Origin of the sequence: Paenibacillus sp. FSL R7-277, from assembly GCF_000517965.1 — a bacterium.
In the GTDB taxonomy this organism is placed as follows: Bacteria; Bacillota; Bacilli; order Paenibacillales; family Paenibacillaceae; genus Paenibacillus_AQ; species Paenibacillus_AQ silagei.
The window spans coordinates 131,416-146,580 of record NZ_ASPX01000069.1 but is presented as its reverse complement, the minus strand read 5'-3'; the positions used below and the strand labels follow the sequence as shown (position 1 = coordinate 146,580).

The window sequence follows — 15,165 nt, the reverse complement described above, 5'->3', positions numbered from 1 at the left end:
CCCACACAAGGACGGTACAGTTGTGATTGTCTATAACAGATGCTGACAGAGAACAAGGCCAGTGTTTGAACCGGCCCTGCTTCGTCGTTATGTTAAATCGGGTTAAGCTGAAGCAATGAATTACTCGGAAGGAACAACGATTGTTCCATCAATGATTTGTTTGCTGTATTCGTCAACCTTAGCCAGAATATCGGCAGTAACGTTAGCTTTGGATGTTTCAGGAAGGCCTACACCGTTGTCTTTCAGACTAAGAACAGTTGTAGTACCGCCTTTGAAGGTACCGTCAACAACCTGCTGGGAAACCTTCTTAACCGCTTCGTCAACACGTTTGATCATGGAAGTCAGCGTTACATCATCGCCAAATTCCAGGGACTGGTCTTTGTCAACGCCGATAACCCATACTTTGCTGCCGCCGGCTTTGTTGCGGGATTTCGCTTCGTTAAATACGCCGTTGCCTGTTGCGCCTGCAGCAGGGAAAATAATGTCGTTGCCGGCATCATACAGCGTTGCAGCCAAAGATTTACCGGTATCAGGCTTGTCATAAGCACCTGCATAAGTGATAGTTACTTTTGCATTAGGGTTAACCGCTTCTACGCCGGCTTTGAAGCCCACTTCGAAACGTTTGATAACCGGGCTTTCCATACCGCCGATGAAACCTACTTTGTTGGTTTTGGTTGTCATACCAGCAACAACACCCACCAGGAAGGAGCCTTCATTCTCGGCAAAGGTTACAGATTCAACGTTAGGAGCGTCCACTACACTGTCGATGATCGCAAGATTAGCATTCGGGTTCTCTTTGGCAACCTTCAGTACGGCATCGCCAAGGTCGAAGCCGATTCCCCAAGTGAGGTCATAGCCGCCTTTAACGAACTGGTTAAGGTTAGGCTCATAGTCTGCATTGGATTTACTCTGCAGGTATTTGATCTCAGCGCCGAATTCCTTCTCCATAGCCTCCAGTGCTTCCCAGGAAGACTGGTTAAAGGACTTATCGTTTACTCCGCCTACGTCAGTTACTAGACCCAGTTTGACAGCCTTAGGAGCGTCAGTTGCTGCTGGTGCTTCTGTTGCAGCTGCGTCTGTTGGTGCAGTAGTTGCTGTTCCAGCATTGGATCCGGAATTAGCGCTGTTATTGTTACCGCAACCTGCCAGAATGACAGTGAAGGCCATAACCATAACCAAAGATAGTTGGTAAAACTTCTTCATCGAAAGTGATCCCCCTTAGTAAATTGGATGTCTTCTGTGTTCTGCTTTGGACATACCATTAGTACAAATTATACCTGCAAAAAAAGCTAAAATCCAGTCTATTAATGACCTCAGGTCAATAATAATTTGCATTTTTCAACAAGAAATCGCTTACCTTGACACGGGCTGTTATTTCTGTGTCCGTTATATGTTAGAAAACCTCAAAATGTAGCTTATGGCTCCAAGTGCATTAACATTATTATTGCACAGGGAAGGCTTTTCTATTATCATGTATGATTACATCTTGTACGCAAAGGGAGTTACTGAAAATGGAACAAGAACACACACCACAAGCTGCACCCGACTTCAAATACTGTCATGAATCCCGCGTATTCAAAACCGGCCGCGTCTTCCCGAATGATGTGAACAATCACAAGACACTGTTCGGCGGCAAGCTCATGAGCACCATCGATGAAGTGGCCTCCATCTCGGCCATGCGCCACTGCCGGGTCAACGTAGTAACGGCATCCGCTGACTCTGTCGACTTCCTCCTGCCGATCCGGCCGACGGACTCCGTCTGCTTCGAATCCTTTGTCTCCTGGACGGGCCGCACCAGCATTGAGGTATTCGTCAAGATTATCTCCGAGAATCTCTACACAGGCGAACGCGCCGTTGCCGCAACTTCCTTCCTGACCTTCGTAGCTATGAATGAAGACGGCACTACAGCCCCTGTTCCGGCCATCGTGGCCCAGACCGACGAAGAGAAGCTGATCTGCCAGTCTGCTGACGAGCGGTCTGCGCTGCGCAAGCTGAGACGCTCCAGCAGCAAGAAACTCGCTTCGCTGCTTAGCACAACGAAATACTGGGAATAGCTGTCCATCCGGCGGTTCCCACCGCGCAAAAAAAGCACCGTCACACGGGAGAACCCGCAGGCGGTGCTTTTCGGTTTATAGCGTCTTACGCGTTGATCTTCTCTTTGGCAACAACAGCCAGGGAGTTGAAGGCGTTCAGATCATTCACTGCCAGATCAGCCAGCATCTTACGGTTCACTTCTACACCAGCCAATTTCAGGCCGTATACAAGCTTGCTGTAAGACAGACCGTTCAAACGGGCTGCAGCATTGATACGAACGATCCACAGTCTGCGGAAGTTACGTTTCGTCTGACGACGGTCACGGTATGCGTAAACCATCGATTTCATTACTTGCTCTTTAGCTGTTTTGAAAATGCGGTGCTTGGAACCGAAGTAACCCTTTGCCAGCTTCAATACTTTTTTATGTCTACGACGAACTACAAATCCGCCTTTAACTCTTGCCATATTAATAAACCTCCCAAAAATGTGTGATTAACTATTTCAAGTTAGCGAGTCCTTGTTTCAAACGTCTTACATCCCCAGGGGCCATTACCGGATTGCCGTTCAATACGCGTTTTGCACGTTTCGATTTGTGGGACAGCAAGTGGTTCTTGTGAGCTTTGTAACGCAATACTTTACCAGTTCCAGTGATCTTGAAGCGGCCTTTCAGGCTGCTATGTGTTTTCATTTTAGGCATGGTGTTTCCTCCTTGAATATTATGCGGCGCCAAATTGCTATGCAAGTGACTCCAGGATTATTGGGGCTTCGGAGCCAGAATCATAATCATGCTGCGGCCTTCCAGCTTAGGCTGGCGCTCTACAACAGCAATTTCTTCTACTTCGCTCTTCACGCGCTCCAGGATCTTCTGGCCGATACTAGCGTGGGTAATCTCACGGCCGCGGAAACGGACGGAGCACTTCACTTTATCGCCTTCGCCCAGGAACTTGATTACATTGCGGAACTTGGTCTGATAATCATGTTCCTCAATGTTTGCTCGGAACCAGACTTCCTTGAGATCCACGATCTTCTGGTTCTTGCGGGCTTCCTTCTCTTTCTTCTGCGTTTCATAACGGAACTTGCCGTAATCCATGATGCGGCATACCGGCGGCTTCGCCTGCGGTGCTACGTTGACTAAATCCAGATTAAGATCGATCGCCATTTGTAACGCCTCGCGGATCGGCTTGATCCCGATTTGTTCACCCTCTGCTCCGACCAGCCGAACCTCTTTGGCACGAATTTCATCATTGATCATATGTTCCTTACTGATAATCCTCCACCTCCGAATAATTTTCAGATAATATATTACGGTTCTCCATAAAAAAGGGATGCCGGTAATTCCCCGACACCCCGTTTGATCAACGTTCATGAATTGTAACCATTCATAAAGCATTGAGATCAAAACCAGCAGGCTGTTAGCCTGTCAGGTGAGAAGCCGGTGCTTCTGCTTGCAATCCCTATGTTTTGCACACTTGAATACTATACATCATCAGACTGAAGATGTCAACATCCTCTGAAATTATTAATTTACAGGGCGGATTATGATACCTGCTTGCTCTGCACTTCCTCCAGCCGGACTACGCGCGTATGCTTGGTATGACTCCACTGCTTGTTGTTCTGCGTGAAGAACGCATAGAACGTGATGGGATACCACGAGAGCAGATAGACCGGGAACACCAGCAGGTACAGATAGACCTTCTTGAACTTCACCCGCTCCAGCGCCATGGCCAGCAGGAAGGTCAGAATGTTCGCCCCTACGGCAAAGTACCCGAGCCACAGCGGCAGATGTCCGTAAATATTCGCAATATGCGGACCGCCAAACACAGCATTATCCACAAACATTACGGCAGTCATCAGGAACGTAAGCAACACAATGTATACGTTCGCTCCATACAGTGCCAGGTCGAACTTCGTCAGGCTGCGTTCCTTGATCCCCTGCCACAGCAGCGGGAAGAAGTAACGGCGGGCTACGGTGAAATGACCCTGCATCCAGCGCAGACGCTGTCTGGAGGAAGCCTTGAAGGTAAGCGGCTTCTCATCGAATACTTTGGCATCATAATTAAATCTTGGATATACGCCCTTGGAGGCGCTGCGCATGGTGAATTCCAAATCCTCAACCAGACTGGTTGCCCCCCAGCCCATTTCCTTCAGCAGGTTAGTCTCGAAGCACATGCCTGTACCGCCGAGGAAGTTGGCCATCTTCAGATTATGGCGCGACAGCTGCCACAGCCGGTTGATGTACCAGTAGGATACGCCGTAAGCAGCCGTGATCCAGGAATCCTCCGGGTTCTTCGTATCAATGTAGCCTTGAATGACCCGTCCGCCTGAACACAGATCGTTGTTCATCTCTGTCAGGAACTCTGTATGTGCGAGGTTGTCGGCATCGAACATGACTACAGCGTCGTACTGGCGGGGCAGCGCCCACAGCTCCTTCAGCATCCACTCGATGGCATAGCCTTTACCGCGCAGGTTGCTGTTGGTACGTACACAGGCATTCATGCCGTGCTCCCGCACGATCGCAGCGGTATTATCCGTACAGTTGTCACAGATGACAAATACATCGTAAAGTTCCTGGGGATAATTAAGCTGCTTCAGGTTCTCCATCAGAGCGCCAACCACTTCTTCCTCGTTGTGTGCGGCGACCAGTACGGCAAATGACTTTTGCGGCGCATGCCTAACCTTGTTCTTCTTCTTGCGCAGTCCAAACAGCGAAAATGCAAACTGATAAACTGCGATTGCCGCCAAGATCACTTGGAGCGTAACAAACAATGCGTCTGTCATGATCTTTAGATGCCCCCTTTTTCCAAATCTTGATGTTTTTTCTCTTTCTCTCTCTCTAACTTGCTAACGTTCTATCTGACCCTTTTGTTGCATCCCTTACTGTAGACAAGAATTTCCCCTTAGTTCCGGGCAGGATTCCGAATTGTGTTATGTCCCGTTTCACAAGATATGAATATGGATTCCAGTGTACTGGCTGGCTCCTTATTTCTCTGTTACCTTATAAACGCGATCTTCCTGCTTGAATCATTGTAGTCGCTTTGGGGCTCACAAGTCAAAAGAGACATTTTTCGAGCGGACCCGAGCTTTTTCTTGAACGGGCTACCTTAAAAAAGTATGATAAAGACAGCTTCAGGCCGTGAAATCTGCTGCTTAAGCTGCGCCAGAACTCTTTTAGCCGGACTATCGGAGGGACATGATATGAGACCTTTATTCAAGAAACTGCATCTCCTGGAGCAGCGGGTGTTTCAATGGATTAACGGACGGATGCACAATCCGTTTCTGAACTTCTGGCTCTTCTACCTCACTCATCTCGGAGGTGCAACAAGCGCGATCGGCATCAATCTCCTGGTCTGGGCAGTGTGCCCGCAGCCATGGAGAACTACAGGACTTCAGGCACTGGCCGCGCTGGCGATAAGCCATGTGCCCGTCGCTATCGCCAAAAAGCTCTACCCGCGCCTGCGGCCCTATCTGGCCCTGCCGGACACCAATACGTTCCGCAATCCGCTTAAGGATCATTCTTTTCCTTCAGGCCATACGACCGCTATCTTCGCCTCAACGGTTCCTTATATGATAGCCTTTCCTGTCCTGACTGCGGTCCTGCTTCCTCTGGCCTGCACAGTCGGCTTCTCCCGGATCTACCTCGGGCTGCATTATCCATCTGATGTCCTCGCAGGAGCGGTCATTGGGTCTGGAGTCGCAGCCGGTACGCTTGCCCTCTGGATATGATGCCTAAGGGCGCCGGCCGGTCAATACATCTAGGGAACAGGTGAACTATACATTGCGCAAAAAAAGAATATTATTGCTGTCAGAGGGCTTCGGTGCCGGGCATACCCAGGCTGCATATGCGCTGTCGAGCAACCTGCGGAAGCTGTCTCCGGAGGTGCAGACCAAGGTGCTGGAGCTGGGGAGCTTCCTGAATCCCAAGGTGGCCCCGCTCATTGTCTCGGCATACCGCAAGACGGTTACCTCCCAGCCCCGGCTGATGGGCTATGTGTACCGTCACCAGAAATCATTCAATCGTCTTACCACACTTGCCCTGCACCGCTTGTTTTATACGCATGCCCAAAATATTGTGAAGCAGCTGAAGCCGGACATTATCGTCTGTACCCACTTCATTCCCGGTGCTGTTATCTCACGCCTGAAGCGGCTTCACCCGTCGCTGAAGGCTCCGCTGATTACAGTCATTACAGATTATGACGCCCATGCCAGCTGGATCAGCCCGCAGGTGGACCGCTATCTGGTATCCACCCCTGAGGTCAAGGCGAAGCTGCGCCGCCGGGGCGTTGCCGCCTTCAAGATCCGGGTAACCGGCATTCCTGTCCACCCGAGCTTCTGGGAGCAGCACGGCCGGGAAGACATTCAAGAGCAGTTCAAGCTGCTTGGTGTTCCGACGGTCATGGTCATGGGCGGTGGATGGGGCATGATGAATGACGAAGTAGTGAATGCGGCTCTGGCCGGATGGCGGGACAAGGTGCAGATTGTGTTCTGCCTCGGCCAGAATGACAAGCTGCTGCAGGAGATGATGCAAGACCCGCGGTTCAGGCATCCCAACATCCGGCTGCTGGGCTTCACCCGGGAGATTGACAAGCTGATGGAGGTGTCCGACCTGCTGGTCACCAAGCCGGGCGGCATGACCTGCAGCGAAGGCTTGGCCAAGGGCATTCCGATGCTCTTCCACTCTCCGCTGCCGGGCCAGGAAGAAGAGAACTGCCGGTACTTCACTGCCGCCGGACTGGGAGAGCCGATCAGCTCCCTCGATGTAGTTGACCGGTGGATGGAGCGGCTGCTGAATGATTACGGAAATGTCCGTGCGGCGCGCAAGGCCCATCTGGAGGCCATCTCCAGGTACAACCCGCTGCAAAGCGCCCAAAGCATTATTGATATGCTGGATAAACCGCGCGCAGAACATGGGGAGTAGAGAATCAGGTTAGAACGCAAAAGGCAGTCCGGTATGAATGAACCGGGCTGCCTTTTGCTGTAATTGCAGGTAATGCAGCCTAGAGGCGGTACTTGTCCAGACGGGTGGCCTGATATTGCTTCAGCGCCTCGTCTCCGACAATTGCCTCGCAGCGGTGAATGTTCACGCCCCGTCCATAGAACTTGGTCTCGTATTCGGTCATAACATGCTCTTCGTTGATCACGCCGCCCTCATGCAGGTCAAGCGAAATATTCTTCATCTGCAGGCCATAGTCCGCAAAGGCATTAAGCGAGAATTCAAACAGGCTGCGGGAATCCGTCTTCAAATGGATCTCGCCGAGCGGACTGAGCAGTCCGCGGTATTTATCCAGAAAACGCGGATGCGTCAGACGGCGGCGGGCATGCTTGCTTTTCGGCCAGGGATCACTGAAGTTTAGAAAAATCCGTTCCAGCTCCCCTGGAGCGAACACTTCCTCCGCGTAATCGATATTGGCCAGGGCCACTCTCACGTTGGGCGGTGTCTCTTCTCCTGCCGGCTCCCATACATTCCGGGCCTTCTCGGCTGCGCGCCGCACCAGCTCGTCATACATATCCACGCCGATGAAATTAATCTCCGGGTATTTGAAGCTCATTTGACTGATAAACTGTCCCTTGCCCATTCCGAACTCCACATGAATCGGATGATCATTGCCGAACAATTCGGACCAGCGCCCCTTCAGGCTGCGTGGTTCCAGGATGACCAGATCGGTCTGCTCCTCAAGACTTTCACGTATTCCTTTTCTTCCTCGTAAACGCATAGGTACTCCTCCGCTTATCTCTTTATTGCCTTATCTGTGAATAGGATAAATGCCACTTGCAATATTGTGCCGAACTTACCGGCAAAAGTAAAGGGATTTCAGCAAAAGAAAAGGAACCTCCATCCTGCCCCTGTTGGACTGGTCGAAAGTTCCGTGCGTGTTGTATCTGTAATACCGGCCCGCCGTTCAGCGGACTGCCATTTATTTATCGAACTCGAAGGTCTTCTCGAACGCATTGCGGATCTTCCGCTGCGCTTCTGTCTTGATCTTGTGGTTGCCGTTGAATTCTACGCCTGTCAGGGCGAGAGCTTCATCGGGAGTCAGCTGCACATCAATCGAACCTTTGTTATCAGCAAATACCGTTGGAGAATTCATCGTTATCACCTCTAAGGTTTAGTATGGACCGGACGACACGAAATTATGAATTCAAGCATAAGATTGTGGTTGCTGCAGCGGCTTTTTTAACACTTTAAATATAACATAATGTGTAAGCATTTTCAAGCCGAATGGCGGTAATTCACAGCCTATTTTTAGTTTTTTTTCGGCGGATTTCCGGGAGGGATTGTTACGTTCATCACGGATTTTTGATACAATGGGAAGGTTAATGAAAGGAGCTGCACATGTCTAATCTTTTACAGGCCTCCTCTCCGCTTCTGTGGGGGGATAAACGGTTCCATACCTGGAACTACGAAATGCGCGGGCAGATGGATACCAAGGTGTTCAAGGTCATGCTCGATGCGGGCTTCACCTGTCCGAACCGTGACGGTTCCATCGCCAAAGGAGGCTGTACGTTCTGCAGTGCCAGAGGGTCAGGCGATTTCGCCGGAAGCCGCCGGGATGATCTCGTCACCCAGTTCAACCATATCCGCGACCGCCAGCATCAGAAATGGCCGAATGCCAAATATATCGGCTATTTCCAGGCCTATACCAATACGTATGCTCCCGTCGAGGAGCTAAGGGAATATTATGAAGTCATTTTGCAGCAGCCCGGGGTTGTCGGCCTCGCCATTGCCACCCGCCCCGACTGCCTGCCGGATGATGTAGTGGAGTATCTCGCGGAGCTGAACCAGCGCACCTATCTATGGGTGGAAATGGGGCTTCAGACCATTCATCAGTCCACTTCGGATCTGATTAACCGCGCGCATGATACCGCCTGCTATACTGAAGCTGTTGCGAAGCTCCGCCGTCACGGCATCCGGGTGTGTACCCATATCATTCACGGTCTTCCGCAGGAAACGCATGAGATGATGCTGGAGACTGTAGCTGCTGTAGCGAATATGGGGGTTCAGGGGATCAAAATCCACCTGCTTCACCTCATGCGCAAAACGCCGATGGTGAAGCAGTATGAAGCCGGACTGCTGCGGTTCCTGGAGCAGGATGAATATGTGAAGCTCATTGCCGACTCGCTGGAAATTCTGTCGCCGGACATGATCGTCCACCGCTTGACCGGCGATGCCCCGCGCGATGCTCTGATCGGCCCGATGTGGAGCCTCAAGAAGTGGGAAGTGCTGAATGCCATTGACCAGGAGCTGGTTGCCAGGGACACCTGGCAGGGTAAGTACTGGAGGAAGGGCTGATGGGCTTCCTGTCTGTCCTTAGCTTCGCCCATAAGCTGACCGCTGAGCGGCTCCCGCCCGGCGGACGGGCTATCGACGCCACCGTGGGAACCGGCGCCGACACCCTGTTCCTCGCCAAAGCGGCCGGGCCGCGCGGCGGGGTGTACGGGTTCGACATCCAGCCGCAGGCGCTGGCTCTTGCCGGCGAGCGCCTGCGGCTGGCCCGGGAGGAAGCGCCTGCTGCGCTGGCTCCCGTGACGCTGCTGCTGCAGAGCCATGCAGCCATGGCTGCAGCCGTTCCGCCCGCTTGGCGCGGAACGGTCTCGGCGGTGATGTTCAACCTCGGCTATCTGCCTGCAGGCGATGCCGATAAGACTATCATCACCGAGCCGGGAAGCACGCTGGCCGCGCTGGAGGCGTCGCTTGCGCTGCTCCGCCCGGGCGGGATCATCACGGCCGTGCTGTATCCCGGCCACGAAGGCGGCGGCCGCGAAGCCGCCGCTGTCGAAGCCTGGGCCGCCGGACTGGCCCAACAGGACGCGCAGACCATCGTGTACCGCCAGCTTCAGCGCGAGTCTGCACCGTACGTAGTAGCTGTAGAGAAGAAAAGAAGCTGATCAGAGATTGCAATCGCCCAGTTTTCGCAGCGATTGTATTTTCCCGGGACACCATCATCGGGTTGACAGACCGGGACAAGACAAATCGCCAATTCTATTATCAGGAAGGAAGATGTTGTAATGACGAAACCATATCCTCTGAAATTTCAGCCGGAATTCAAAGAACGTGTCTGGGGAGGCCGAGCGCTGGAGAAATTCGGCCTGGATCTGCCGGAAGGCCATATCGGCGAAGGCTGGATGATTGCCGATCATCCGAACGGCACCTCCTCAGTAGTCAACGGCGAGCTGGCCGGACAAGGCCTGGATGCCATCCGTGAGCAGTTCGGGCACGAGTGGTTCGGCAGCAAGGGCATCACGGAAGAAGGCGGAAGATTCCCGCTGCTGATCAAGCTGCTGGATTGCAACGATAACCTTTCTGTACAGGTGCACCCTACGGATGATTATGCCGGACTCCCCAAGGGCGAGCTGGGCAAAACCGAAATGTGGTACGTGCTGGACGCCAAGCCAGGCGCCAAAATCATCTACGGCCTGAAGGAAGGCGTCACCCGCGAGATGCTGAAGGACGCGCTGGAGAACGGAACGGTTATGGACAGCCTGCAGGAAGTGACTGTAGCTGCTGGTGACTCCTTCTATATTCCTGCCGGGACTGTACACGCCTTGTGTGCAGGTGTCGTTGTAGCGGAGATCCAGCAGAACTCTGACACTACATACCGGATTTACGATTACGACCGTCCGGGTCTGGACGGGAAGCCGCGCGAGCTGCATATCGAGGATTCCCTGAATGTTACCGCCTATGAAGGCGCAGGCGCGACTTCGATGAAGACCGATGGTGCAGTGGCCGGTGAATGGCTGCAGATTGCCTCCTCCCCTTATTTTATCGTGGAAAAAGGTCTGGTGTCCGGCGAATGGCAGCTCGCCACCACCGATGACAGCTTCACCATCCTGGTGATCTGCGAAGGCAGCGGCCACCTGATCTGGGACGGCGGCTCCCAGCCATACGCAGCGGGCGAATGCTATCTGCTTCCGTCCAGCCTTGGCGCTTACAGCATTGAAGGACAATCTACGGTGCTGCGCTCCTATCTGCCGTAAGAAGCCAGACTGCATTTCACTTGGATCAGTGTAGCACCAGGTACTCTTTACGCTAGGAATGCTGAATTTCACTTTCAGGAGGACAGGCGATGACTGAGAACACTTTTACCATGACTGATCCCTTAGATGTCAAAATCCATGTCTATGAATGGCTGCCGGACACGGGAACGGAGATCCGGGGGATTGTGCAGATTGCACACGGGATGTGCGAGACGGCTGCGCGGTATGCCCGGTTCGCTTCGGCGCTTACCGCAGCCGGTTATGCCGTGTATGCCAATGACCACCGGGGGCATGGACTTACCGCCGGCAGAGTCAACCTGCTCGGTGACAGCGGGGAGAACGGCTTCTACTGGATGCGGCGCAACCTGCTGCAGCTTGCGGGAGTTGCCTGCTCCCGGCATGAGCATGCCCCGATCTACCTGTTCGCGCACAGCATGGGTTCGTTTCTGGCTCAGAAGCTCATGTGCGAAGAGGGGCATGAGATTTACAGCGGCTTCATCCTCAGCGGCACCAATGGTCCCCGGAGCATGCTACGGCTGGCAGAATCCTTGTCGGCTATGCAGTTAAGGCTGCAGGGCGACCATCACCGCAGTGTACTGCTGAATGGCATTGTTTTCGGCGCTTATAACCGGTCCTTCTCTCCGGTCCGCACAGCTTTTGACTGGCTCAGCAGTGATCCGGAGGAGGTAGATAAGTTCATTGCAGACCCGTACTGCGGGGCGATCTGCACCACCCGCTTCTTCCGGGACTTCTTCCATTTGCTGCGTGAGCTTCATACCAGGTCCACTCTTCAGCACGTATGCAGCGACAAGCCGGTCTACCTGTTTGCGGGCGAGAAGGACCCTGTGGGGATGAACGGTCAAGGGGTGATGCGTCTGGCTGAGTTATACCGGAAGCAGGGGCTTCAGGATGTAGAATGCAAGCTGTATCCGGGAGGAAGGCATGAGATGCTGAATGAGGTCAACCGGGACGAGGTCACGGCCGATGTGCTGGACTGGCTCGCCCGCCATCTCCCTGCCGGGTCCATGATTAGTTATTAACAAAAACAACAAGGCAGCGATTCCCCTCTTATTGGGAGGATCGCTGCCTTGTGTTTATTGGAATTGCGTAACCGGTCTCTACACATTAAAAGATATCAGCTTCAGCTGTGTCATCTCCTGTACGGCGTAAGCAACGCCTTCGGTTCCCTTACCGCTGTCTTTCACACCGCCATACGGCATATGATCCACTCTGAACGTCGGAATATCATTAACGACTACACCGCCGGCCTCAAGTTCACGGGCAGCCTGAAAAGCGCGCTTGATGTCAGAGGTATACACCCCCGCCATCAAACCGTAGCGTGAAGAATTCACCTCGCGGATTGCCTCCTCCCAGTGGTCAAAGGGCAGAAGCACCGCAACGGGTCCGAATATCTCCTCTGTCCATACCTTGGCGCTGCGGGGCACCTGAGTCAACAGGGTAGGGGCAATAATATTTCTGGCTGAGCGCAGGCCGCCTGTTTCGATCACAGCGCCGCCTGCCACGGCTTCCCCGATCCAATTCATAATACGGTCTGCCGCCTTCTCCGAAATCAGTGAGGTCACATCCGTAGCTTCTTCCAGCGGGGACCCGGTTATAAGCTTTGCTGCTGCTGTGACAAAATGTTGTTTGAATTCTTCATAGAGCGATTGATGGACTAGAATCCGCTGCAAGGAAATACAGACTTGCCCGTTATAGGCAAAAGCACCACTGACACACCGGGCGGCAACCGCCGCAATGTCTGTGTTCTCATCAATAATCAAAGCAGCGTTGGACCCAAGCTCCAGAGTGGTGCGGCGCAAACCCGCCTGCCGCTGAATCAGCTGGCCCACGGCATAGCTCCCGGTAAAGCTGATCTTGCGGACCAGCGGATGGGTCGTCAGTACTTCCCCCAGCTCCGCTCCCTCACCGGTCACAATATTCAGCACTCCGGCCGGCAGCCCCGCCTCTTGAAACAGCCCGGCAAGCAGCAACCCGCATAGCGGTGTCTGCTCCGCCGGTTTCAACACAATGGTGTTGCCGGCCGCAAGGGCCGGTCCCACCTTATGGGCTACCAGATTAAACGGAAAATTAAACGGAGTAATAGCTGTTACAACCCCGATGGGGACCCGGATTGTAAAGCCGAAATGCTGGTGTCCGCCTTCAGCCGCATCCATCGCAACCTGCTCACCGGTCACCTGTTTTGCAGCTTCGGCTGCAAAACGGTAGGTCTCCACGGTCCGGGCAATTTCGCCTCTGGCTGCCTTGAGGGGCTTGGCCGCTTCCATTGCTATCACCCGGGCCAGTTCTTCCCTGCGCTCGTCAATCAGCCCGGCCACCCGGTATAGAATCTCGCTGCGCTGATAGGCCGTCATCCGCCCGAAGACAGCAAAGGCTTCGTGAGCCGCCTCGATTGCCCGCACTCCCTCAGAGGCATCTGCCTGGGCAATCCGTGCCAATACTTCCCCACTGTATGGATTATATAAGTCCTTGTATTTCCCGGCCTTGTGCCACTGGCCGGACATCCATAAGCCGTAACATTCCTGCAGCTTCAAATTTTCTCACTCCCTATTTGCAAGTTGCAGCCATGCTGTATGAATATCGGCTGCCCGAATCTCGCCCTGATGACCGGCGAGATGACGGTGGACCCCCTGCTTCCGGTGCCAGCGCAAGGCTGGCGGCAGTTCCAGCAGCAGCACCGCTAGCGCATCGCTGGCTTCAGGAGTAAACCGCTGTTCATAGCTTTCACGGGCAGCTCCAAACTGCCATAGCGGCTGTACTATACCCGAGATTTGCCAGCGGCCCGGCATATCCGAAGAGCTTCATTCCGTCCAGAGCCTGAACCAGGATTTCAGCATCTCGTTGGCCTAACTGCGGCCGGTTGCCGGCTAAAAATATTCTGCTAAAACCTCCGCTAAAGCCTGTTTGCAGGCATTTAAATCATACGAAGAGTTATTTACTTTTTTCTTGGCGATAGTTAGGCCGTTATATATCTTCTCTTCCAGTTCCCGTCTTGCCTCAAGAACCTGAAGCGTTCCTTCTAAGCCCTCGTGTCCCTGTCTCAAGCCATATCCCTGTGCGGTGTAATACTGGATGAACCCTTCCGACCACTCCAGGGGTCTCTCGCGGACAGCTTTGCGGAAAGAATGCTCCAGATCGTCCTGTTCAATAACAATCAGCAGCGGATTCAATGGCTTAATGATGGCCTCCAGCTCCAGAATGTAACTTATCATGTACTCGTCCGCTGCTTCATTCTTGATCATACCCATGGTTACAGGGTTCTGAATGAAAGAGCAATCAAACACATACGTATCCGATCCCTGTAGCGCCTTCTCTGTAAACTGCCGCCATTTTGCTGTGATCAGTTCTCTGTGCTGAGCCAGCGGCAATTCATAGATATCCTTCCGGGCCAGAGCCTCGGTCCATTCCTTGAGAAAACCGGGTCCAGGTTCGTTCATTAGTTTACGGTATTCGATGAGATAATAGCTGTCATGACTGGTAGTATACTCGCTTAATACTTTCCCTGGATTTCCGCCGCAGGTTCTCCACAGCTCATCATATTCTGCTTGTGTAAGACAGGCTACTCCCTCGTAATCAGCGGGATGCTCCAGATTCCCTTCCAGAAAAAGCTGGCTTCCCATTCCCTTCTCTGTAAGAATCTCGTATGCCAGCTGTGCCGTTGTCGATTTACCGAAGCCGGGCAAGCCTTCGATTAAGACTAATTTGGGTTGTAGTTGTTGCATATGTCGTTCCCCCGTTCACTGTGCAGGAGGATAGGCAGATAAGGAGCCAATACAATTAGGTGTTCACTTTAGTGTACTCGCTGATTGAGGCATGTGGAATTTCAGCTAATTCTCCTAACAAGGTACGAAAAGCCATACCGTGTCCGGTAATAATCACCTTTTGGAAGCCCAAATATTGGTTAATCACCTTCTCCACACGCTTCCTCATCAGTTCCTTGGATTCCCACAGCTTAGCTTCCCCGGGAGGGTACACTCCATGATGAGCATCGTAATCACTCCCCAGTTCTGCCAGCCGCTCCAATGAATCATATTCAAAAGTTAAGTCGGGCTGCCATTCTCTGAGACCGAATTCAATCCTTATGTCCAAACCCAATTCCTTGGATAAAATTGCAGCGGTCTGAAGAGCACGTACATATAT

At 52.8% G+C, this 15,165-nt stretch carries 18 protein-coding genes; 7 read left to right on the top strand and 11 right to left on the bottom strand.

What is annotated here, in order from left to right:
• Positions 1–120: 120 nt before the first annotated feature.
• Positions 121–1,203: a BMP family lipoprotein gene (locus C173_RS19905; protein ID WP_036727661.1), complete on the bottom strand. Its 1,083-nt coding sequence runs from the start codon at positions 1,201–1,203 to the stop codon at positions 121–123.
• Between the two features lie 308 nt (positions 1,204–1,511).
• Here C173_RS19905 and C173_RS19900 point away from each other — a divergent pair, with 308 nt between their 5' ends.
• Positions 1,512–2,054 (top strand): acyl-CoA thioesterase, encoded by a 543-nt coding sequence (locus tag C173_RS19900; protein ID WP_036696107.1) that lies wholly within the window; start codon positions 1,512–1,514, stop codon positions 2,052–2,054.
• A gap of 85 nt (positions 2,055–2,139) precedes the next feature.
• Here the strand turns inward: C173_RS19900 and rplT are convergent, their stop codons facing one another.
• From rplT to C173_RS19880, 4 genes are all read right to left on the bottom strand, one after another.
• Positions 2,140–2,499 carry a 50S ribosomal protein L20 gene (gene rplT / locus C173_RS19895; RefSeq protein WP_036649386.1) on the bottom strand — a complete coding sequence of 120 codons (360 nt, stop codon included), beginning with the start codon at positions 2,497–2,499 and terminating at the stop codon, positions 2,140–2,142.
• Between the two features lie 31 nt (positions 2,500–2,530).
• Positions 2,531–2,731 carry a 50S ribosomal protein L35 gene (rpmI, locus tag C173_RS19890; RefSeq protein ID WP_036696104.1) on the bottom strand — a complete coding sequence of 67 codons (201 nt, stop codon included), beginning with the start codon at positions 2,729–2,731 and terminating at the stop codon, positions 2,531–2,533.
• A gap of 57 nt (positions 2,732–2,788) precedes the next feature.
• A complete protein-coding gene (infC, locus tag C173_RS19885; protein ID WP_036696103.1) occupies positions 2,789–3,286 on the bottom strand; it encodes a translation initiation factor IF-3 in 498 nt (165 codons plus the stop codon).
• Between the two features lie 284 nt (positions 3,287–3,570).
• The gene (locus C173_RS19880; protein ID WP_036727659.1) at positions 3,571–4,812 is read right to left on the bottom strand and encodes a glycosyltransferase family 2 protein; all 1,242 of its coding nucleotides are present in this window, start codon (positions 4,810–4,812) and stop codon (positions 3,571–3,573) included.
• A 417-nt stretch (positions 4,813–5,229) separates the two neighbouring features.
• On the opposite strand from C173_RS19880, the gene C173_RS19875 reads away from it, so the two are divergent.
• Both C173_RS19875 and C173_RS19870 read left to right on the top strand, forming a co-directional pair.
• Positions 5,230–5,757, top strand: a complete 528-nt coding sequence (locus C173_RS19875) for a phosphatase PAP2 family protein (RefSeq protein ID WP_036727657.1) — start codon at positions 5,230–5,232, stop codon at positions 5,755–5,757.
• 52 nt (positions 5,758–5,809) lie between these two features.
• Complete coding sequence (locus tag C173_RS19870; RefSeq protein WP_036727656.1) at positions 5,810–6,949, top strand: UDP-N-acetylglucosamine--LPS N-acetylglucosamine transferase; 1,140 nt, start codon at positions 5,810–5,812, stop codon at positions 6,947–6,949.
• Positions 6,950–7,028: 79 nt separating this feature from the next.
• Here C173_RS19870 and trmB read toward each other — a convergent pair whose 3' ends face one another.
• Positions 7,029–7,745 (bottom strand): tRNA (guanosine(46)-N7)-methyltransferase TrmB, encoded by a 717-nt coding sequence (trmB, locus tag C173_RS19865; protein ID WP_036727654.1) that lies wholly within the window; start codon positions 7,743–7,745, stop codon positions 7,029–7,031.
• Positions 7,746–7,946: 201 nt separating this feature from the next.
• Positions 7,947–8,120 carry a hypothetical protein gene (locus C173_RS34710; RefSeq protein ID WP_179090500.1) on the bottom strand — a complete coding sequence of 58 codons (174 nt, stop codon included), beginning with the start codon at positions 8,118–8,120 and terminating at the stop codon, positions 7,947–7,949.
• Positions 8,121–8,365: 245 nt separating this feature from the next.
• Between C173_RS34710 and C173_RS19860 the strand changes: the two genes are divergently transcribed.
• The 4 genes from C173_RS19860 to C173_RS19845 all read left to right on the top strand — a co-directional run bounded on the left by C173_RS19860 (position 8,366) and on the right by C173_RS19845 (position 12,047).
• Positions 8,366–9,322 carry a TIGR01212 family radical SAM protein gene (locus C173_RS19860; protein WP_036727652.1) on the top strand — a complete coding sequence of 319 codons (957 nt, stop codon included), beginning with the start codon at positions 8,366–8,368 and terminating at the stop codon, positions 9,320–9,322.
• Positions 9,322–9,918, top strand: a complete 597-nt coding sequence (locus tag C173_RS19855) for a tRNA (mnm(5)s(2)U34)-methyltransferase (protein WP_036727651.1) — start codon at positions 9,322–9,324, stop codon at positions 9,916–9,918. The genes C173_RS19860 and C173_RS19855 overlap by 1 nt, the downstream gene beginning before the upstream one ends.
• 120 nt (positions 9,919–10,038) lie before the next feature.
• Positions 10,039–11,007: a type I phosphomannose isomerase catalytic subunit gene (locus C173_RS19850; protein WP_036727649.1), complete on the top strand. Its 969-nt coding sequence runs from the start codon at positions 10,039–10,041 to the stop codon at positions 11,005–11,007.
• Positions 11,008–11,096: 89 nt separating this feature from the next.
• Entirely contained in the window at positions 11,097–12,047 is a 951-nt protein-coding gene (locus tag C173_RS19845) for an alpha/beta fold hydrolase (protein WP_036727648.1), read from the top strand.
• A 78-nt stretch (positions 12,048–12,125) separates the two neighbouring features.
• Here the strand turns inward: C173_RS19845 and C173_RS19840 are convergent, their stop codons facing one another.
• The 4 genes from C173_RS19840 to C173_RS19825 all read right to left on the bottom strand — a co-directional run bounded on the left by C173_RS19840 (position 12,126) and on the right by C173_RS19825 (position 15,165).
• On the bottom strand, positions 12,126–13,529 hold the full coding sequence (locus C173_RS19840) for an aldehyde dehydrogenase family protein (protein WP_036727929.1): 1,404 nt from the start codon (positions 13,527–13,529) through the stop codon (positions 12,126–12,128).
• 36 nt (positions 13,530–13,565) lie between these two features.
• Complete coding sequence (locus tag C173_RS19835) at positions 13,566–13,814, bottom strand: hypothetical protein (protein WP_036727646.1); 249 nt, start codon at positions 13,812–13,814, stop codon at positions 13,566–13,568.
• 78 nt (positions 13,815–13,892) lie between these two features.
• Positions 13,893–14,747, bottom strand: coding sequence for a hypothetical protein (locus tag C173_RS19830; protein WP_036727645.1), 855 nt, complete (start codon positions 14,745–14,747; stop codon positions 13,893–13,895).
• Positions 14,748–14,802: 55 nt separating this feature from the next.
• Positions 14,803–15,165, bottom strand: coding sequence for a histidine phosphatase family protein (locus C173_RS19825; RefSeq protein ID WP_081751252.1), 363 nt, complete (start codon positions 15,163–15,165; stop codon positions 14,803–14,805).